General features: G+C 34.6%; 15 protein-coding genes. 2 read left to right on the top strand and 13 right to left on the bottom strand.

Annotated elements, in window-relative coordinates:
* Positions 1–165: 165 nt before the first annotated feature.
* The 6 genes from ACU68W_RS06370 to ACU68W_RS06345 all read right to left on the bottom strand — a co-directional run bounded on the left by ACU68W_RS06370 (position 166) and on the right by ACU68W_RS06345 (position 9422).
* Positions 166–672, bottom strand: a complete 507-nt coding sequence (locus tag ACU68W_RS06370) for a glutaredoxin domain-containing protein (RefSeq protein WP_002836002.1) — start codon at positions 670–672, stop codon at positions 166–168.
* A 114-nt stretch (positions 673–786) separates the two neighbouring features.
* A complete protein-coding gene (locus tag ACU68W_RS06365) occupies positions 787–1122 on the bottom strand; it encodes a hypothetical protein (RefSeq protein WP_002836001.1) in 336 nt (111 codons plus the stop codon).
* 68 nt (positions 1123–1190) lie between these two features.
* Entirely contained in the window at positions 1191–1874 is a 684-nt protein-coding gene (locus ACU68W_RS06360; protein WP_002836000.1) for a ferric reductase-like transmembrane domain-containing protein, read from the bottom strand.
* Complete coding sequence (locus ACU68W_RS06355; protein ID WP_446756308.1) at positions 1871–6556, bottom strand: FMN-binding protein; 4686 nt, start codon at positions 6554–6556, stop codon at positions 1871–1873. The genes ACU68W_RS06360 and ACU68W_RS06355 overlap by 4 nt, the downstream gene beginning before the upstream one ends.
* 243 nt (positions 6557–6799) lie before the next feature.
* On the bottom strand, positions 6800–7753 hold the full coding sequence (locus tag ACU68W_RS06350) for a ketopantoate reductase family protein (protein ID WP_446756307.1): 954 nt from the start codon (positions 7751–7753) through the stop codon (positions 6800–6802).
* A 19-nt stretch (positions 7754–7772) separates the two neighbouring features.
* Positions 7773–9422, bottom strand: coding sequence for a putative manganese-dependent inorganic diphosphatase (locus tag ACU68W_RS06345; RefSeq protein WP_308611251.1), 1650 nt, complete (start codon positions 9420–9422; stop codon positions 7773–7775).
* 164 nt (positions 9423–9586) lie between these two features.
* Between ACU68W_RS06345 and ACU68W_RS06340 the strand changes: the two genes are divergently transcribed.
* A complete protein-coding gene (locus tag ACU68W_RS06340; RefSeq protein WP_446756306.1) occupies positions 9587–10108 on the top strand; it encodes a cysteine hydrolase family protein in 522 nt (173 codons plus the stop codon).
* Between the two features lie 51 nt (positions 10109–10159).
* Positions 10160–10786 (top strand): nuclease-related domain-containing protein, encoded by a 627-nt coding sequence (locus ACU68W_RS06335; RefSeq protein WP_446756305.1) that lies wholly within the window; start codon positions 10160–10162, stop codon positions 10784–10786.
* Positions 10787–10857: 71 nt separating this feature from the next.
* On the opposite strand, the gene ACU68W_RS06330 is transcribed toward ACU68W_RS06335, so the two are convergent.
* From ACU68W_RS06330 to ACU68W_RS06300, 7 genes are all read right to left on the bottom strand, one after another.
* Positions 10858–11214 (bottom strand): hypothetical protein, encoded by a 357-nt coding sequence (locus tag ACU68W_RS06330; RefSeq protein ID WP_094225230.1) that lies wholly within the window; start codon positions 11212–11214, stop codon positions 10858–10860.
* Positions 11215–11274: 60 nt separating this feature from the next.
* The gene (locus tag ACU68W_RS06325) at positions 11275–11697 is read right to left on the bottom strand and encodes a hypothetical protein (protein WP_094223995.1); all 423 of its coding nucleotides are present in this window, start codon (positions 11695–11697) and stop codon (positions 11275–11277) included.
* 114 nt (positions 11698–11811) lie between these two features.
* On the bottom strand, positions 11812–12912 hold the full coding sequence (gene mnmA, locus ACU68W_RS06320; protein ID WP_035112121.1) for a tRNA 2-thiouridine(34) synthase MnmA: 1101 nt from the start codon (positions 12910–12912) through the stop codon (positions 11812–11814).
* Positions 12905–13993 (bottom strand): cysteine desulfurase family protein, encoded by a 1089-nt coding sequence (locus ACU68W_RS06315; RefSeq protein WP_446756304.1) that lies wholly within the window; start codon positions 13991–13993, stop codon positions 12905–12907. Before ACU68W_RS06315 ends, mnmA begins: the two co-directional genes overlap by 8 nt.
* 123 nt (positions 13994–14116) lie before the next feature.
* The gene (locus ACU68W_RS06310; protein WP_446756303.1) at positions 14117–14995 is read right to left on the bottom strand and encodes a CPBP family intramembrane glutamic endopeptidase; all 879 of its coding nucleotides are present in this window, start codon (positions 14993–14995) and stop codon (positions 14117–14119) included.
* A gap of 72 nt (positions 14996–15067) precedes the next feature.
* Positions 15068–15721, bottom strand: a complete 654-nt coding sequence (locus ACU68W_RS06305) for a YitT family protein (protein ID WP_094207832.1) — start codon at positions 15719–15721, stop codon at positions 15068–15070.
* 487 nt (positions 15722–16208) lie between these two features.
* Positions 16209–16367, bottom strand: a complete 159-nt coding sequence (locus tag ACU68W_RS06300; RefSeq protein WP_158521241.1) for a hypothetical protein — start codon at positions 16365–16367, stop codon at positions 16209–16211.
* Between the last annotated feature and the right edge of the window lie 125 nt (positions 16368–16492).

The raw sequence follows: 16492 nt of genomic DNA, 5'->3' as shown, positions 1-16492 counted from the left end.
ACTTACATACCGAATATTTAGTTGTTATTTAGTTTTTCTAAGCCTAATTTTTAGGCTTATTTGATGTGCCATAAATTACAAGATTAATTATTTTTTATTTTCTCTTGACATTTGATAGCTGGTCTAATAAATGCAACAAGCCATAACTAACGTTATGGCTTATCCTTATTTCTTATCAAAAAACTTTTGTAGTTCTTCTGATGTAGTCCCCACTTTGTCGTCGATGTTCATTCTATCGGTGATTTTTGCGTCTTTAACTCGAAACACTGCTGGGACTGTTTTGAGGTCGTTGTCGGTTCTGAATTTTTTCAAATCTTCTGGAGATTTTTTGATTCCAGCGACACTATCTATGTAGTAGATTTCGTATTTGGATACGAATGGTTTGAATACTTTTGAAAACTTCTGACAATCTGGGCATGTTTTTCTTCCAAGATACACTATGATTTCTTTTCCGGAACTCACTTCATCAAGTTCTGCTACTTTGATTTCCTTGACGCCTTTGATGTTTTGTTCGTACTCTTCAATGGCTTTTTGTTTGTCTTCTTCTGTGGTTACGTTTTTGGATTCAACTCCTGTGGCTTTTTTTATAGGCTCATCTTGTTTTTGGTTGCAACTTGCAAATAATACCAACATAAAGCTCACGCAAACGATTAATCTGAATTTGTTTTTCATATGTTCCCTCCTGTTTTTAATTTATTTTATAATATTTACAGGTAATAATCAATCTGTAAAATTTTAGACGTAAAAGACCACCAACTACTGTTGGTGGTCTGCGTTTTAGTAATTCTATTTTGTTTGTTTTTTACGCTGTTTTAAGATATTTCTAATGGTTATTATTGCGCTAATACCCATCAATACTAATGCCAATATCCAGCCGTACAAGCAGAATTTCACAAGCATTGAATCATTTGAAATAAGTCCGTCGTGTAACAAAGTAATCGTGAAGTTCATGTTCATCATTGCAAATGACAAAGCTATTAGAAATACTGTTGTCACTATGTGTAAAATACCATTATCTTTACGTTTTAATGATAAATACAAGCTGAAAATGCTGACCATTAGAAATACCGCTGTAACTACAGCATAATTTCTCGTAATTTCGTAAATTTCTTGTGTTGACATAATGATTATCCTTTCTTTTATGATAACTACATTATATCATTATTATTATACAAACAACCTAAAACAAATTATCGTTGTGCTTTTTTCTTCTTATATATGGATTTTCTTAATCTCAATATAACATAGCTTGCAAAAATAATCGTATAAATTATAACTCCAGAGATGTGTGCTTTCCAATTATTTGAATAAAGCACCATTACATGCACATAAATTCCTATAAAAAATGGATATGCCATTCTTTGAAGTTTCTTCCAGTTTTTGGCGTTCATTTTTCTACGAACTACCTTAAATGATGTCACGAAAAGCGGAATCAGCATCAACAATAAAAATATTGTTATTATTGATGCGATTAGTTCTCTTTTTGGCAAGGATAAGGGATTTGTGAAAAGCACTGGGAAATAATGTACTCCAAATATTATGTTGTGGCTTATCACCAACAAACTTCCTATTATAGACATTTCTCCACGAATGCTCATCAGTTTTTTTGAAAAATCATTGTGTTTTGTAACGGTCCCTAAGAACATTACTATCATGAATGTTGCCGTTGCAAATATTCCTCTGGCGAATATTTTCATGAAATAATCGTTGAACCAAGTTGGCAAATATCTGTAGTAACCCATGTTGTAATAACACACAACTAGTCCCGTCCACGCATACATTCCTAGATAATATGCCCCCGGATGTTTTTTTATTGATTGGGCTGTTAAGCTATAAAATATTATAGTGAAAATTATTCCTATTATTAAAGTCATCTAATCTCCTCCTTTAAGTTTTCCAAATTCTTTTGTTTTTCATCTTGTGTTTTAGTGTCGATATTCAAATCAGTTTTATAGTTGTTTTTTTCATTTTTTGGTTGAGATTTTTCTGACTTTTTATCTGAAGAATCTTTTATAGGTTCTTTTTCATTGTCTTTTTCTTCTACAACAGGTTTCTCGATTTTGATAAACACATAAGATTTTGATATTTCTTGTGTTTTTCTAAGTTTAAATATTATGTTAACTCTAAATTGTCCTACTTTTGTATAATCAGGTTCTTTTTCAAGTGTTACTTCTACCGATCCATCTTGTGGAATGTTGGAGAATTTCGCTTTGAAGTCTTCTATGGTTGGTTTTGTTCCGTTGACTATTATTGGTGACGCTCCATTTCTTTGCGGTGTGAATTTTTCTCCATGGTCTAAGTCATCATCATCTGATATTCCATCACGGTCTTTGTCACGGTACAACCAGTATGTCAATGTTCTCACTAATATTTTGCCATTTTTTTCGGCTTTTAATTTTAGTGTTATTGTTTTAAATCCACTTCCATCTTCCGGCCATCCTTCTGCGCTTACTTGTGGTGTTCCTGTTATTGTCGTTCCGTCAAATGATAATCCTTGTGGCAATCCGTCTATTTGGGCAATTATTTTCGCATCTTTGTCCAAACTTGTCACTGTCGCTGGTCTGATTGGTTTTCCTTCGATCCATTTTTGTCCGTTGGAATCCATCAAGCTTGTGTCGATTACTTTTTGATCAACAGGAATTTCTTCTTTTGTTTCTTGTTCAGCTTTTTTGTCAACTGGTTTTTTCACTATTACCATCACATAGCTTTTTCCAACTTCTTTTATTCCTTTGACTTTGAAAATCAGGTTAACTCTTTGTGGAAGTTCACTCGCTTTTGTATAATCAGGTTCTTTTTCAAGCGTTACTTCTACCGATCCATCTTGTGGAATGTTGGAGAATTTCGCTTTGAAATCTTCTATGGTTGGTTTTGTTCCGTTGACTATTATTGGCTGCGCTCCATTTCTTTGCGGTGTGAATTTTTCTCCTTTATCCACATCGTCGTCGTCTGATATTCCGTCACGGTCTTTGTCACGATACAACCAATATGCCAATGTTCTCACTAATACTTTGCCGTTTTTCTCGGCTTTTAATTTTAGTGTGATAGTTTTAAATCCACTTCCATCTTCCGGCCAACCTTCTGCGCTTACTTGTGGTGTTCCTGTTATCGTCGTCCCGTCAAATGATAATCCTTGTGGCAATCCGTCTATTTTTGCAATTATTTTCGCATCTTTGTCCAAGTTTGTCACTGTCGCTGGTCTGATTGGTTTCCCTTCGATCCATTTTTGTCCGTTGGAATCCATTAAGCTTGTGTCAATTACTTTTTGGTCTACAGGGATTTCTTCTTTTGTTTCTTGTTCTTTTTCTTCAGGATTTTCTTGTTCTTTGTCTTCAACAAGTTTCTTGTCCGATTCATTTCCCGACAATTTGAATGTTACAAATATTACGCTTGGCAAGTTCGGATTGTCTTTCGATTCGAGATGATAGTTCGCTTGAGTGTTGTTGATTGCGGCGTTTGATGTTGTATATTCGTATCTTTTGTTGTTTTTCGATACTGCACGAATTTTTATTTTTGAAAATTCAAATGACGTTGGTGCATCAATTATTTGTCTGTCTGCGATGTTGTTTGTGTTTTCAAAATCTTTTGATGCGTTTTCCAATCTGTACCATTTGATTCCGTCAACACTGTACTCCAATCCTACGATATAATCCTTGCTGTAGTTTCCGATTAGAATTCTGAACTCATCGTATGACAATGATTTTTCGTGAACAACTTTTGCTTTGATTACGTTCGTATCGGAATATTTTGACAAATCATTCGTAATTATGTTGCCCTTGTCATCTGTAATTGAAATTCCATTGGCTTGGAAATCTGTCCAGCCGATTTTTTCGGATGAACCGTTTTTTTTGATTACAATAATCTTCATTTCAGAAAAATCAGCTGCATCGTTTTTGTTCACTTCAATTGTTTTGTTTTTAGGTGATATAATCTTGATTTCTTTGACATCTGAATTATTCTTGTAATCATTTGACGATTTTGCTGTTGCTTCTCTTGTCGACTGTGCGATTCCACTTGCACTCACAGTCGCACCCGTTATGCTGTCGAACATTTCTTTCGAGTTGTATTTATCTGACATGTATGCCTTTACGGTTCTTGAAAGTAGCGTCAAATCAGATTCTGTTTTAATGTTGTTTCCAGAAAGTCCATTCAAAAGCGCGCCGTATTGTTTTCCAAATAATTCTTCTACTTTGGATTTCGGATCTTTGCTGTTTCTAATTTGTTCGAAATACTCGCGGTATAATCCCATTTTTGCGAGGTTAATTCGTCCTTCTTTTCCTTTTAAGAACGATAAAACTTTCTCAGCTTTTTTTCTAAATGGCCCCATATCGTCTCCGTATTCCGAATCTTGACCTACTTTGATGTCGATTATTTCGCCATTTTCAACTTTGATGTAGGTCTTAGTTTTCCTTGTGTTGATGTAACCGATGCCCCATCCGCTATACTCTCCATCTCTCAATGGATTGTCGTTGTAGTATTTTTTCAACGCGTCGTCAATTTTTTGTGGGTCATTCTTGTCATTATCTTTCTTGTTATTATTCGGATTTTCTTTTTCTGGTTGTTTATTGTCTTTTTGTTCGTTGTTTTCTTTTTCTGGTTTTTCTGGTTTTTGATCAGATTCGTTTGGTGCAATTCCTGCTTTGGACAATGCGTTGTTGACTGCACCTATAATTCCTTTGCTTGAATATGTCGCTTGTGATACTGTGTCCACCGTTTTTCCAGGTTTTCCAAGAATTCTTGAAATAACAGCCATTGCTTTTGCAAAATACGGCGCATCATCACTGTGAGATATTATTTCCACACCAGAGATTAATCCGTTTGTTATTGTAACTCTAACTGTGATTGGGCCACTGAATCCTTGTGCGATTCCTGTGTATTGACCGTCTTTTAGTTTTGCGTCATTTATTTTGCTGCTGTTTGTGTTATTATTTTCTGGTTTTTCTGGATTGTTTTGTGGTTTTTCTTCGTTTTTGTTACCCGAATTTTCTTGAGAATTTTCTTTAGAATTTCCTACTGAATTTTCCTTTGATATGTTTGGTTTTACTCCTGCTTTTGACAATGCGTTGTTGACTGCATTTATAATTCCTCTACTTGAATATGTCGCTTGTGATACTGTGTCCACCGTTTTTCCAGGTTTTCCAAGAATTCTTGAAACTACAGCCATTGCTTTTGCAAAATATGGTGCATCATCACTATGAGATAATATTTCCACATTTGTAATTGATCCATTGGCTATTGTAACTCTAACTGTGATTGGCCCACTGAATCCTTGTGCAACTCCTGTGTATTGACCATCTTTTAGTTTTGCATCATTTATTTTACTGCTGTTATTCGTTTTTGAATTATTTTCTGGGTTGTTTTGTTTTTTGTTATTTTGTTTTTCTTGGTTTTTATTTCCTGAAGATTTTTCTTTAGAATTTTTTGATTTTTCCTTTGATATGTTTGGCGCTACTCCTGCTTTTGACAATGCGTTGTTGACTGCATTTATAATTCCTCTGCTTGAGTATGTCGCTTGTGATACTGTATCCACTGCTTTTCCAGGCTTTCCAAGAATTTTCGAAATTACACGAGAAGCTCTTTGGAAATATGGATTATCATCATGGTGAGATAATATTTCTATTTTCGCAATGGATCCTTCTTTTACGGTAACTCTTACTTTGATTGGACCGTTGAAACCTTGTGCAGCTCCTATATACTGACCATCTTTTATTTGTTTGCTTCCTACGGAAATTTTTCCGACAAGATTTCTGATGCTTTTCTTGCCTGATTTTGCGTTTGGATTTACTTTTGAAATCTTCGCTTTTTCCTTGGAACCTGCTTGTGCCAATGCTTTGGATACTGCTTGTTTGATTGCGTTTGAAGATATCGTCGCTCCTGCAACAGAATCCACATTCACACTTCCTGTGCTTAAAATTCTGTCAATCACAGAAGATGCTCTGTTAAAATACGACGGCGTTTCGTTATTTGAAATCACATCAATATCAGTCAATTTGCCATTTTTTACAGTAACTCTTACCGATAATCTTCCGCCATAACCATTGGAACTTGCTTCGTACACTCCATCTTTTAGTCCTTTTGTGGCTACATTTTGTGTGTTATGTTTTTGTGTTTTTTGTGCTAGTTTTGGTGCTTCTTTTTTTGAACCAGCTTTATGTAGCGCATCATTTACAGCATTTTTGATCGCTTCAGACGAAATCGTCGCTCCTGAAATCGAGTCCACATCGGTGTTTCCTTTTTCCAAAATCTGCGCAATAATTACAGATGCTTTTTCGTAATATTCAGGTGTTTCATTGTTAGTTACGACATTAATCGCCGACAACTCTCCATTTTTTATTTTAATTTTGACCTTGAAATCTCCACCGTATCCCTGGCTATTTCCTTCGTATTCTCCATCTTTTAATCCCTCTACATTACTACCAGATGCTATTTGTGTTTTGTTGTTTGTAGCGTAATTTATCTTGTGTTTTTTATTATAAGAAATAATAGAAAACGCCATCGCAACTGTTACTAATGTAGCAAGAGTAAAAGATAAATATTTTTTTAATTTATCTCTATCCATATTTTCCCTTTCTATAAGAAATTTTTGCGCATGATATCATCATAAAACTTTTTCAAACCTCATGGATGGTTTTGATTATCAATATCGCTTTTTTTATTATAAAAAAATTTCTAAAAAAACACAACACTTTTTCTAAATAAATTTAATGTTCTTTTATTTGCTTTTTTATTTTAGCAAACAAAAACCACCAATAAATTTGGATATTTCCAAAATTATTGGTGGCAATAATTGTCGTATTTTATTTTACAAACTAAACATATTGTCGTAGTTGTTCATTTGAACCATTGCTAATCTGTAGATTGTTTCATTAACTGGTGCTTCAAGTCCAAGTTTTTTCGCTTGTCTTACGATTGCTCCGTTCAAGAATTCTGCTTCTGTTTTTCTGTGTTTTTGTGTATCTTGTGCTGCTGATGGCAATATATCTCCGTATTCTTCGAATGCATCTGTGACGTATTTTCTGAAAAGCTTGTCGCCGTCGAAGTTGTAGCCCAATTTGTCAGTAACAGCTATGAATTCATCTGAGATAGCTTTTAAAATTGCTACGGAATTTTCGTCAGTTCTAGTGTATTTTGTGGACAAATGCATTACTGCGCAAGGTAGGTTGTAGATTGCGTTGATGTATAATTTTCTCCACATAATTCTGTCTACATCTGGGTTTAATTCTGTTTTGATGTCGTTCATGCTGAATGTTTTTTCGATTTCGTGGAACAATTTATCGTCGTGGTTTTCATTGATAGCGCCAAATATTACGTTGGTTTTGTCGCTGTCGTATCCTGCACTGATAACTCCTGGTTCTTCGATAGATGCAGAGATGAATATAATTCCTTGTGCGATGTTTTCTTCTTTGATGTACTTTTTCAATATGTCTACGTTGCCGATACCATTTTGAAGTGTCATTACGACTGTTTTGTCGCCTACGATGTTCATATTTTCAGTCAAAATCTTTTCTGTGTCGTATCCTTTTACAAGAATTACAACGACATCTTGAACTTCCAAATCTTTTGAAGATGTGTTTGCAGATGTTACTTTTACTGTGCTTTCGCCGCCAGTCCTGTCGATAATTCTGATTCCATCTTTTCTAATTTTTTCCATGTGAGCTTCGTATGGATCTACTAAATTGACTTCGTTACCAGGAGATTCGATTGCTTTTGCAAGCATACAACCCATTGCTCCTGCCCCTAAAATTGTAATTTTCAATTTATCTCTCCCTTTCAAATTAATTCTCTTGGATATATTTTAACACAGCTTGGTTAAGTTTTGGGATCATTTGTTTTTTTCTTGAAAGAAGTCCCTTTGCCAAGAATGAATTGTTGTCGATTTTAGTATCGAAGGCTCCTGCTAATTGTTCTTGGAACATTCCAGAAACCAAAACTTCGCTTTCTTCTCTGAAGATATCTGTAAGAATTAGTACAAATGTAGCTTCTTTCTTGTCGTTTCTAATTTTGTTCATTTCTTCAAGTAAACTGTCTTTGATTTTGCCAAGATTATCCAAATCCATTGAGAAGATTTGCGCTACTCTACAAGTATATGATTCGATGTTGAATGTCTTCACATCAGTGTTCAACAAATCTGCTGGTGATTTTCCTTCTAATGATGTTCCTGCTTTGAACATTTCCATCGCAAATTCTTCTGGGTTGATGTTGGCGATTTTTGCCATTCTATCCAAAATCATTCTGTCTGTTTCGGTTGCAGTTGGTGATCTGAACAATAACGTGTCGGAAATTATCGCTGAACACAATAATCCCGCAGTTTGTCTTGTAGGAACAATTCCTTTTTCCAAGAACATCTTGGAAAGAATTGTACAAGTTGATCCAACAGGTTCATTTCTGAAATAAACTGGGTTTTGTGTAGCTACATTTGCAACTCTGTGGTGGTCAATGATTTCTGTGATGTCGCAGCATTCCATATCATCAACTGATTGGTTTCTTTCGTTGTGATCCACCAAGATTAGCTTTTTCTTTTCTTCATTGATAACGTGATATCTGGAAATATTTCCCACAACTTTGTTTTGATTGTCGACTACTGGATATGATCTGTATCTTGTCTTGGACATTGTGTTTTTAACATCTTCAACAGTGTCAGTCAATGTGAAATTAACCACTTCATCTCTTGTCATAACGTAATTTACAGGCACAGATTGTGGAAGAAGACGTGCTGCCATGTATGTTTGAAATTCCGTAGAAATTACTATTATGTCTTTTTGTTTTGCTTTTTCTATCAATTCATCTGATAATTTGTTGCCACCAGTAAGTATAATCATGGACACATTCTTATCTATTGCATCGATTTGTGAGTCTTCTCTGTTACCTAAAATCACGATGTCATCTTCTTCCAAATACTTTGCCATTTGTTTCGGATCCATCGCTCCTACGACCATTTTTCCGGATAACGCTCTGTCTTCTGCTGGAATATTCAAAACATTCGCACTCAATACATCGATGATGTTTTCCACAGGAGTTTCTGAGTGGTGAAGGATTTGATCGTCCCACACTTCCATGTAACATTTTGTGATGTCAGAAATTGACACAACCCCAAGAAGTCTTTCTTCGATGTCGATTACTGGCAAACTTGCGACATTTTTTTCTTGCATAATATTAGTCGCTTTGTAAAGGCTCGCGTTTTGGGACACGCATGTTGCCACATCAATGCTCAAATCTTTGACTTGTGGCTTCATTGAGTCCTTGAAAGTAGGTGCATCCACTCCAAAATAATCCAACACGAATTGAGTTTCCCTGTTGACATCGCCAAGTCTTATAGCTTCGACGTTCTCTTCTCCAGTTCTTTTCTTCAATTCTTGATAAGATAACGCCGCACAGATAGAATCTGTATCTGGGTTTTTGTGACCAGTTATATATATTTTATCCATATTTTCTCCTTCATAAAAATCAACCAAACATTATTTTTCTGCCGATTGGCTGTTTAATTTTATTTTCCTAACCTTTATGATTATATACCAATCTTTTGATAATTTAAACACTTATTGTAAAAAATTTTGTATTTGAGATATAATAACTTAAAGGAGTGACATAAATGGACAAACTTTTAATCGTAGTAGATTTTCAAAATGATTTCGTGGATGGAGCTTTGGGATTTGACGATGCAAACAAACTTGAAGACAAAATCTCTGACAGAATCAAAAAAGCAAGAGAAGACAATGAACAAATCATATTCACATTCGATACTCACGAAGAAAATTATTTGAACACACAAGAAGGCAAATTTCTTCCAGTAGAACACTGTATCAAAGGAAGTAACGGACACAAATTGTATGGAAAAGTTGCTGAATTAGTAGAAAAAGAAGACATATTAATCGAAAAACCAACATTTGGTAGCATTGAACTTTGTGATTACTTAAAAGAACACCAATTCTCAGAAATAGAATTGTGTGGACTCGTATCCAACATCTGCATACTTTCCAACGCAATACTAGCCAAAACATTCAACCCAGAAGCAACAGTAATAGTCGACAAAAACTTGACTGATAGCTTCGATGAAAAACTAAACAAAGAAACATTCGACATACTCAAAGGAGTACAAGTCGTAGTAAAGTAGTGTGCTAAAAAACATATATTTTTATCAAAATTTTTCACAAAGGAAATAATTATGCACGACATTTACATTATTTTAGGATTATTTTTAGCTTTTTGTGTAATTGCTAAGCTCTTACTACCACGTCTAAAGGGAGCTATGGGCGAATCAGCTGTAAAAATCAAACTAAATAGTCTTGATAAAGAAAAATACAGAATTATAAATAACCTTGTTTTAGAAAACAAACAAGGTAATACAAAAACTACACAAATTGATCACCTAGTAGTTTCAAGATATGGTATATTTTCAGTCGAAACCAAAAATTATAAAGGTTGGATTTATGGATCAGAACACGCAAAAAAGTGGACGCAAAATATTTATGGAAATAAAACAAACTTCATGAATCCTATTTTGCAAAATTACGCCCACATTAAAGCAGTTGAATCAATTATAAAAGATTCTTATCCTGATATGAGATATTTTTCAATAGTAGCTTTTTCACCAGAAGCTGAAATCAAATTTGAAGTGAAAAATTCTGTAGTTTGCAAAATATCACAAGTAGCTAAAAATATTGAAGAACTTTCATCAACGGAAATAATAAACGAAACAGATGTTGATAATATATTGAAGTTAATCGAAGAAAACAAACTAAATATTAGTAATAGAGAGCATGTAAAAAATTTAAAAGAAATAAAAAAATAACATTCGACATACTCAAAGGAGTACAAGTCATAGTAAAGTAAAATAGCAGCCGTGGCTGCTATTTTTGTTTTCTATTTTATATTGTCATCTGAATAACCGATTGATATGTTTTCATTGAGGACGTACTCTTTGGCTGCTTTATAGTCTTGATTTTTGTTGAATTCCAACAGCTTATCTTCGTGTTCTTTGGTTACGTCTTTTCCATCTTGAGTCAATACCAAATGTTCTTCGTCCTTGGCAAACTTTTCTAATGTAGCTTTAATTAAAGTATCGTCTTCTTTTTCGGGATTTTCCTTGACATATCTTTCAATTATTCTATGAGTGTCAGCATCGTCAGCCTTTGTCATGTTAGTTAGAAAATACGCATTGCACACAAGTGATATTGCAAAAAGTATTGCCACAATTGTAAATTTTTTATCATTTTTCATGATACTCCCCCTTTTGTGAAAACCTTTTTATTAAACTTAAACACCTATCCCAAAATATTTTTACAATTTATTGTATTCTTTTGTTAAGCTATCTCTCAACATTTCAATATTTTCCAAATATTCATACGTTGAATCGTACACTTGGTTGATTTCTTTTCTGATTCTCCAATCTGTGAACGGATTGTCGAACACAATGTCTAGCATAAAATCTTTCATTGAATACAAATCACCGAAGTCTTCCAATTCCACGTGAATGTCTGACAATTCTTTTTTTAATCTAAGTGAAAGATTTTCGATTAAGTGAAGTTTGCTTTGTGCTTTTTCCATTTTGCTTCTCTTGAAAAAACCAATCATGCCATCGCCGAATATAAAATCTGCCATAGCCCAGTTTTTCGCTGATTTCAAATCGTTAAGTACATCTTCAAGTTTTATTATTAAATCGTCACACACATCAATTGCTTCTTTTATTTCTTGTTTTTGCATAGTCTACTCTCCTTCTTATACAATATTTACCACAAATATCGTCAATTTATTCACTATTTGACATTTTGTAACAATTTAAAAAATCCACCAGATTTTACAACCTAGTGGACCATTTTATACCATTAATTTTTTATCTCCATTGTACACTTCGTCTATTATCGCTGATCCTATGCACACTTCGCCGTCGTAGAACACCGCTGCTTGTCCTGGTGTTACGGCTTTCGTGTCGTCATATGTGACTTCTACATGCGTGTCGTCGATGAATTTGACGTGCGCTTTTATGTCTTTTTGTCTGTATCTGAATTTTGCTGTACAATCGAACTCGTTTCTGTCCAAATGATTTAGCGATGTTTCAAATTGACTGGCGTATAATTTGTTGGAGTACAAAAGCGGGTTGTCTTCTCCTTGGCATACGATTAATTCATTTTTCTCCAAATTTTTCCCGCACACAAACCACGCTGCTCCATCTCCGCCAATTCCAAGCCCTCTTCGTTGACCGATTGTGTGATACATAAGCCCGTTGTGTTTGCCCATTATATTTCCATCGACATCAACGATGTTTCCTTGTTTTGCTGGTAAATAATGTGACAAAAATTCATTGAAATTTCTCTCTCCAATGAAACAAATTCCCGTAGAATCTTTCTTGTCAGCCGTAGCCAAGTTGTATTTCTTCGCTATCTCACGCACTTCTTTTTTTTGAAGTTCTCCAACTGGAAACATGACGTTTTTGATTTGGTCTTGTGTAAGTTGGCTTAGAAAATACGTCTGATCTTTGTTATTATCAAGCCCACGAAGTAGCTTCACTCCGTCATCTCCTCGTTCAATTCTAGCATAGTGACCCGTCGCCACATAATCTGCGCCAAGTTTCATCGCAAAATCCAAGAACGCTTTGAATTTTATTTCCTTGTTGCACATTATGTCAGGATTGGGAGTTCTGCCTTTTTTGTATTCGTCCAAGAAATAAGTGAACACTCTGTCGTAGTATTCCTTCTCAAAATTAATCGAATAATAATCTATGCCGATTTCATTCGCAACAGCCACCGCGTCCTTGTAATCTTCTTCTGCTGTACAGACGCCATCATCATCTGTCTCGTCCCAATTTTTCATGAAAATTCCCACGACATCATAGCCTTGTTGTTTCAACAAAAGTGCCGCCACTGACGAATCCACGCCTCCACTTATTCCTACTACTACTTTTATTTTCGAATTATCCATTGTATTTTCCTTTTTCGTACAAATCATTTAACACATTTACCGCTTTCAATATTTCTTCTTCTGTATTTTTAAATCCAAAGCTAAACCTCACCGAATGCTCTGCCCTTTGTCCATCGTACATATTTTCAATCACATGAGAATTCGTAATACTACCAGCAGAACAAGCAGAACCTGCAGACACGCAAATTCCGTGCATATCCAAATAAGTCAACAAGAAATCATTCTTCTCAAATGGAATGTACAAGTTCAAAATGTGAGATGCAGAATTGTCCACGTTACCATTAATTTTGTAATCAAATTTGATGTTTTCAATGAAAATCTTCTTCAAATTTGCAATATACTCACGTTCTTTGACAGATTTCAGCAAAGATTTCTCCAAAGTAAATGCCCCCATCACAAAAGAAGTGCCACCTCTTCTGTAATTTTCTTGCTCACCTGCATAAATCAGATTATCCAAATCCTTCCTTATATACAACACCCCGAATCCGTTGAGTCCTCCTAGTTTGTGTCCTGAAAACGACAACGAATCGCAGTGCAAATCCTCAACATCGACATCCACATGACCCACCGATTGAGTCGCATCGATATGATACCAAATGTCCGTATCCTTCAAATATTCTCCAAGTTTTTTCACAGGTTGAATAACTCCCGTTTCATTGTTTACATGTTGAAGAATAATTAGCTTTGTATTGGGTGTGATATTTCGAATAATTTCATCGCAATCAACCACACCGTTTTGTTGTACATCTATCAAAATTACATTGGATTTGTTGTGATCTAGTGGATTCAAAATAGATGGATGCTCTATTCGTGATGTGATAATATCGTAATTTTCATCAGAAAAATTATTGATAATATAATTGTTGGATTCGCTCGCACCACTTGTGAACACAATCCTATCATCCGTAGTATTCAAAAACTTCGCAATCTCATGACGGGAATTCTCCAAAGTCTTCTTCGCAAGTCTTCCCATTTTGTGAATACTATCAGCATTCGCATCAAAATCCATCATATTATTCATAATATATTCAATAAGCTCCACCCTTTTCAAAGATGTCGCCGCATAATCCAAATAAATCATAATCTAACCTCTCTTACATGCTATTATACTATAGTTTTTCAACAAAAAAATCAACATCTGATTACAATAAACAAAAATCCTCAATGCGTATTTACACATCGAGGTTTGTCGATAATTTCAAATTTATTCTTTTAAATCTTCGTAATTCAAATGTCTGAGTTCTCTCTTCTTCTTGAAATCCTTCAAGAAAACAAACATCAAAACCATGCACACAAGCATTACAATTCCAAAAATCGAAGCAAAACTTTGCACCACAGCCTCATTCGAAGAAATAACCATGCTGAAAGTGTTGTTAATCATGTGAAGAAGAATGGATGCGTAAATGCTTTCTGTGTAATAATACACCGCACAAATCACAATCCCTCCGATTAATGCATACGCTCCTTGGAACAAATTAAAATGGAACACTCCGAACACAATTCCATTCAGAATAATCGCCCATTTATAAGGAAGAAGTCGTTCGTTTTCTGTGAACAAAGTTCCACGCAACATCAACTCCTCTGAAATCGGAGCAAAAATCGTAATAGCAAGAACCGACAACATCATATTACCCTTCATCAATTCTTCTGATGCCTTGTTGTAAACTTCAAGGCTTGCCACAATTTGTGGGAAAAACTTGCCCAAATACATCATCAATGCAACAGTAATATTGATAAGACCCATAAGACCAATTCCAACCACGAAAAGCTTCAAAACTTCTGAAAAAGAAATCTTTCTTTTCTTTAAATAATCCCTATTGTATTTCGTTTGAAAAATCTTCGTTCTAAATTTAATGATTAAAAGGAAAATAATAATCCTCAGGATTTGTCCACATAGAAGAAAAGCCGCCCCATTTTTCACATAAAAATCTTGGAAATTGCCATCAAATCCTACAAATTGAGCAACAATTCCTCCAATCACTCCAACAATAAGCTCTGGAATTACGAACAAAAGCAAAAGGATAACTCCTTGTAAAATCGCAATCAAAAGATTAGAAAATTTTAGTTTTTTTGTATTCTCCATAAATACCTCCAGTTAATTATATATACCCAAGTTTTCTTGCAATAAAAAAATCAAGCACAAGGCTTGATTTATTTAAGCTTTTGATACGGCTTGATTTGCCATTTTGATTTCTGAATTTGGAAGTTCTACTTCGAATTGTCCTATCAAAAATGATGATATTACAGTTGTCAAAAGTGAGAACATAATTCTGTCGACTGGAATGTATAAAAGTGACAGTGCCAACACTGTTATATCTGAGAACAAATACGCTAATGATATTTTGAGTCCCGATTTTGTGGATATCGTCATTGCTAAGGCGTCGTCTCCACCTGCTGCTCCACCTTCACTTACTACAAGTCCGCATCCCAATCCGATGCAAATCCCTCCGATAATACTTGCTAACAATGGCACATCGTACATATTTGGTAACACTGGCCCTATAATATTGAAAAATTTCGCAAATACGGCAAATGATATTGTGGCTACGAAAGCTTTCTTCACAAAATCAAATCCCATTATCGAAAATCCAAGAACGTAGCAGCTCACATCCAAAATTACTGATGTTATTGATTGGTCAAATCCGAAGATTTTATTCAAGAACAACATCATTCCAAGTACTCCGCCCTCAGTTACGCCTGATTGTTTATGTACGTTCACTACTGCGAACGCCATTATTGCACATCCTAAGATTATTTTTAATAATCCTTTTTTACTTAATCCGAAAAATTTTAGCATTCTACTAAGCATATTATCTTCCCCCGTTTAGAAATTTAGGAAGTTAAATTTGACCACGAAAAAAAGACTGCGGTTCAAGTTTAACTTGCCTTTGCAATCTCTGGTTTTGATGCTTTTTTGTTTGCTGATTTTTTCTTGTAAAAACTCTGAACCTTATTGTTCTTTTTAGCCTATAAGAGTATCACATCAGATCCTTTCCAGGCTCTTTATCGAGCAATAGTCATCAGATAAAAACTACCAAATAATTGTATTTGGTACCCATAGATAAATAATTACAATGAAATTATATACTATTTTTCTCCAATTGTCAACTTTTTTAGTTAAATGTTGGAAAATTTTGCGTAAAATTTTGGTATGATTTGTGTGTTGTTTACACTTTCGCTTTAATATTTGAAATTTAAAGCGAGAATGATTTTTTTTAAATCGAGTAGGAGATAGATGATTCATTCATCTACCGTCCTCTAACACCACCGTACGTACGGTTTCGTATACGGCTGTTCTACAGTTTAATATGAACATTACTTAGTTCATTTTTTGTATTTTCTTTTGAGTTAATCTTTTCATGACTGTGTCCAGCTAATTTATTTTCACTTTCCGAGTTATCTTTGATTAGTCTGGTTAATTTTCTACCTTCTTTGTCATGATTAGTTTCTTTCATAAATTTATACCTCCTGTAGTTCAGTTTTCCTAAGTCTACCTAGTACTATGACTTCTGCTGACTTCTCACTATTCGTTATTATTACTTTTGCGCTAGTGAGCCCTCCTCGAGTAAGGGCATATTCT

The organism is Finegoldia sp. P2-F-LR, from assembly GCF_052932265.1.
Note: the sequence above shows the minus strand (reverse complement) of the source record. Positions and strands in the feature narration are given on the sequence as shown.

Excerpts from the sequence above, each read along its gene's own strand:
- ACU68W_RS06355 (WP_446756308.1), bottom strand. The coding sequence starts at position 6,556 with ATGGATAGAGATAAATTAAAAAAATATTTATCTTTTACTCTTGCTACA.
- ACU68W_RS06325 (WP_094223995.1), bottom strand. The coding sequence starts at position 11,697 with ATGCAAAAACAAGAAATAAAAGAAGCAATTGATGTGTGTGACGATTTA.
- ACU68W_RS06335 (WP_446756305.1), top strand. The coding sequence starts at position 10,160 with ATGCACGACATTTACATTATTTTAGGATTATTTTTAGCTTTTTGTGTA.
- ACU68W_RS06330 (WP_094225230.1), bottom strand. The coding sequence starts at position 11,214 with ATGAAAAATGATAAAAAATTTACAATTGTGGCAATACTTTTTGCAATA.
- mnmA (WP_035112121.1), bottom strand. The coding sequence starts at position 12,912 with ATGGATAATTCGAAAATAAAAGTAGTAGTAGGAATAAGTGGAGGCGTG.
- ACU68W_RS06315 (WP_446756304.1), bottom strand. The coding sequence starts at position 13,993 with ATGATTTATTTGGATTATGCGGCGACATCTTTGAAAAGGGTGGAGCTT.
- ACU68W_RS06310 (WP_446756303.1), bottom strand. The coding sequence starts at position 14,995 with ATGGAGAATACAAAAAAACTAAAATTTTCTAATCTTTTGATTGCGATT.
- ACU68W_RS06365 (WP_002836001.1), bottom strand. The coding sequence starts at position 1,122 with ATGTCAACACAAGAAATTTACGAAATTACGAGAAATTATGCTGTAGTT.
- ACU68W_RS06345 (WP_308611251.1), bottom strand. The coding sequence starts at position 9,422 with ATGGATAAAATATATATAACTGGTCACAAAAACCCAGATACAGATTCT.
- ACU68W_RS06370 (WP_002836002.1), bottom strand. The coding sequence starts at position 672 with ATGAAAAACAAATTCAGATTAATCGTTTGCGTGAGCTTTATGTTGGTA.
- ACU68W_RS06340 (WP_446756306.1), top strand. The coding sequence starts at position 9,587 with ATGGACAAACTTTTAATCGTAGTAGATTTTCAAAATGATTTCGTGGAT.
- ACU68W_RS06300 (WP_158521241.1), bottom strand. The coding sequence starts at position 16,367 with ATGAAAGAAACTAATCATGACAAAGAAGGTAGAAAATTAACCAGACTA.
- ACU68W_RS06360 (WP_002836000.1), bottom strand. The coding sequence starts at position 1,874 with ATGACTTTAATAATAGGAATAATTTTCACTATAATATTTTATAGCTTA.
- ACU68W_RS06305 (WP_094207832.1), bottom strand. The coding sequence starts at position 15,721 with ATGCTTAGTAGAATGCTAAAATTTTTCGGATTAAGTAAAAAAGGATTA.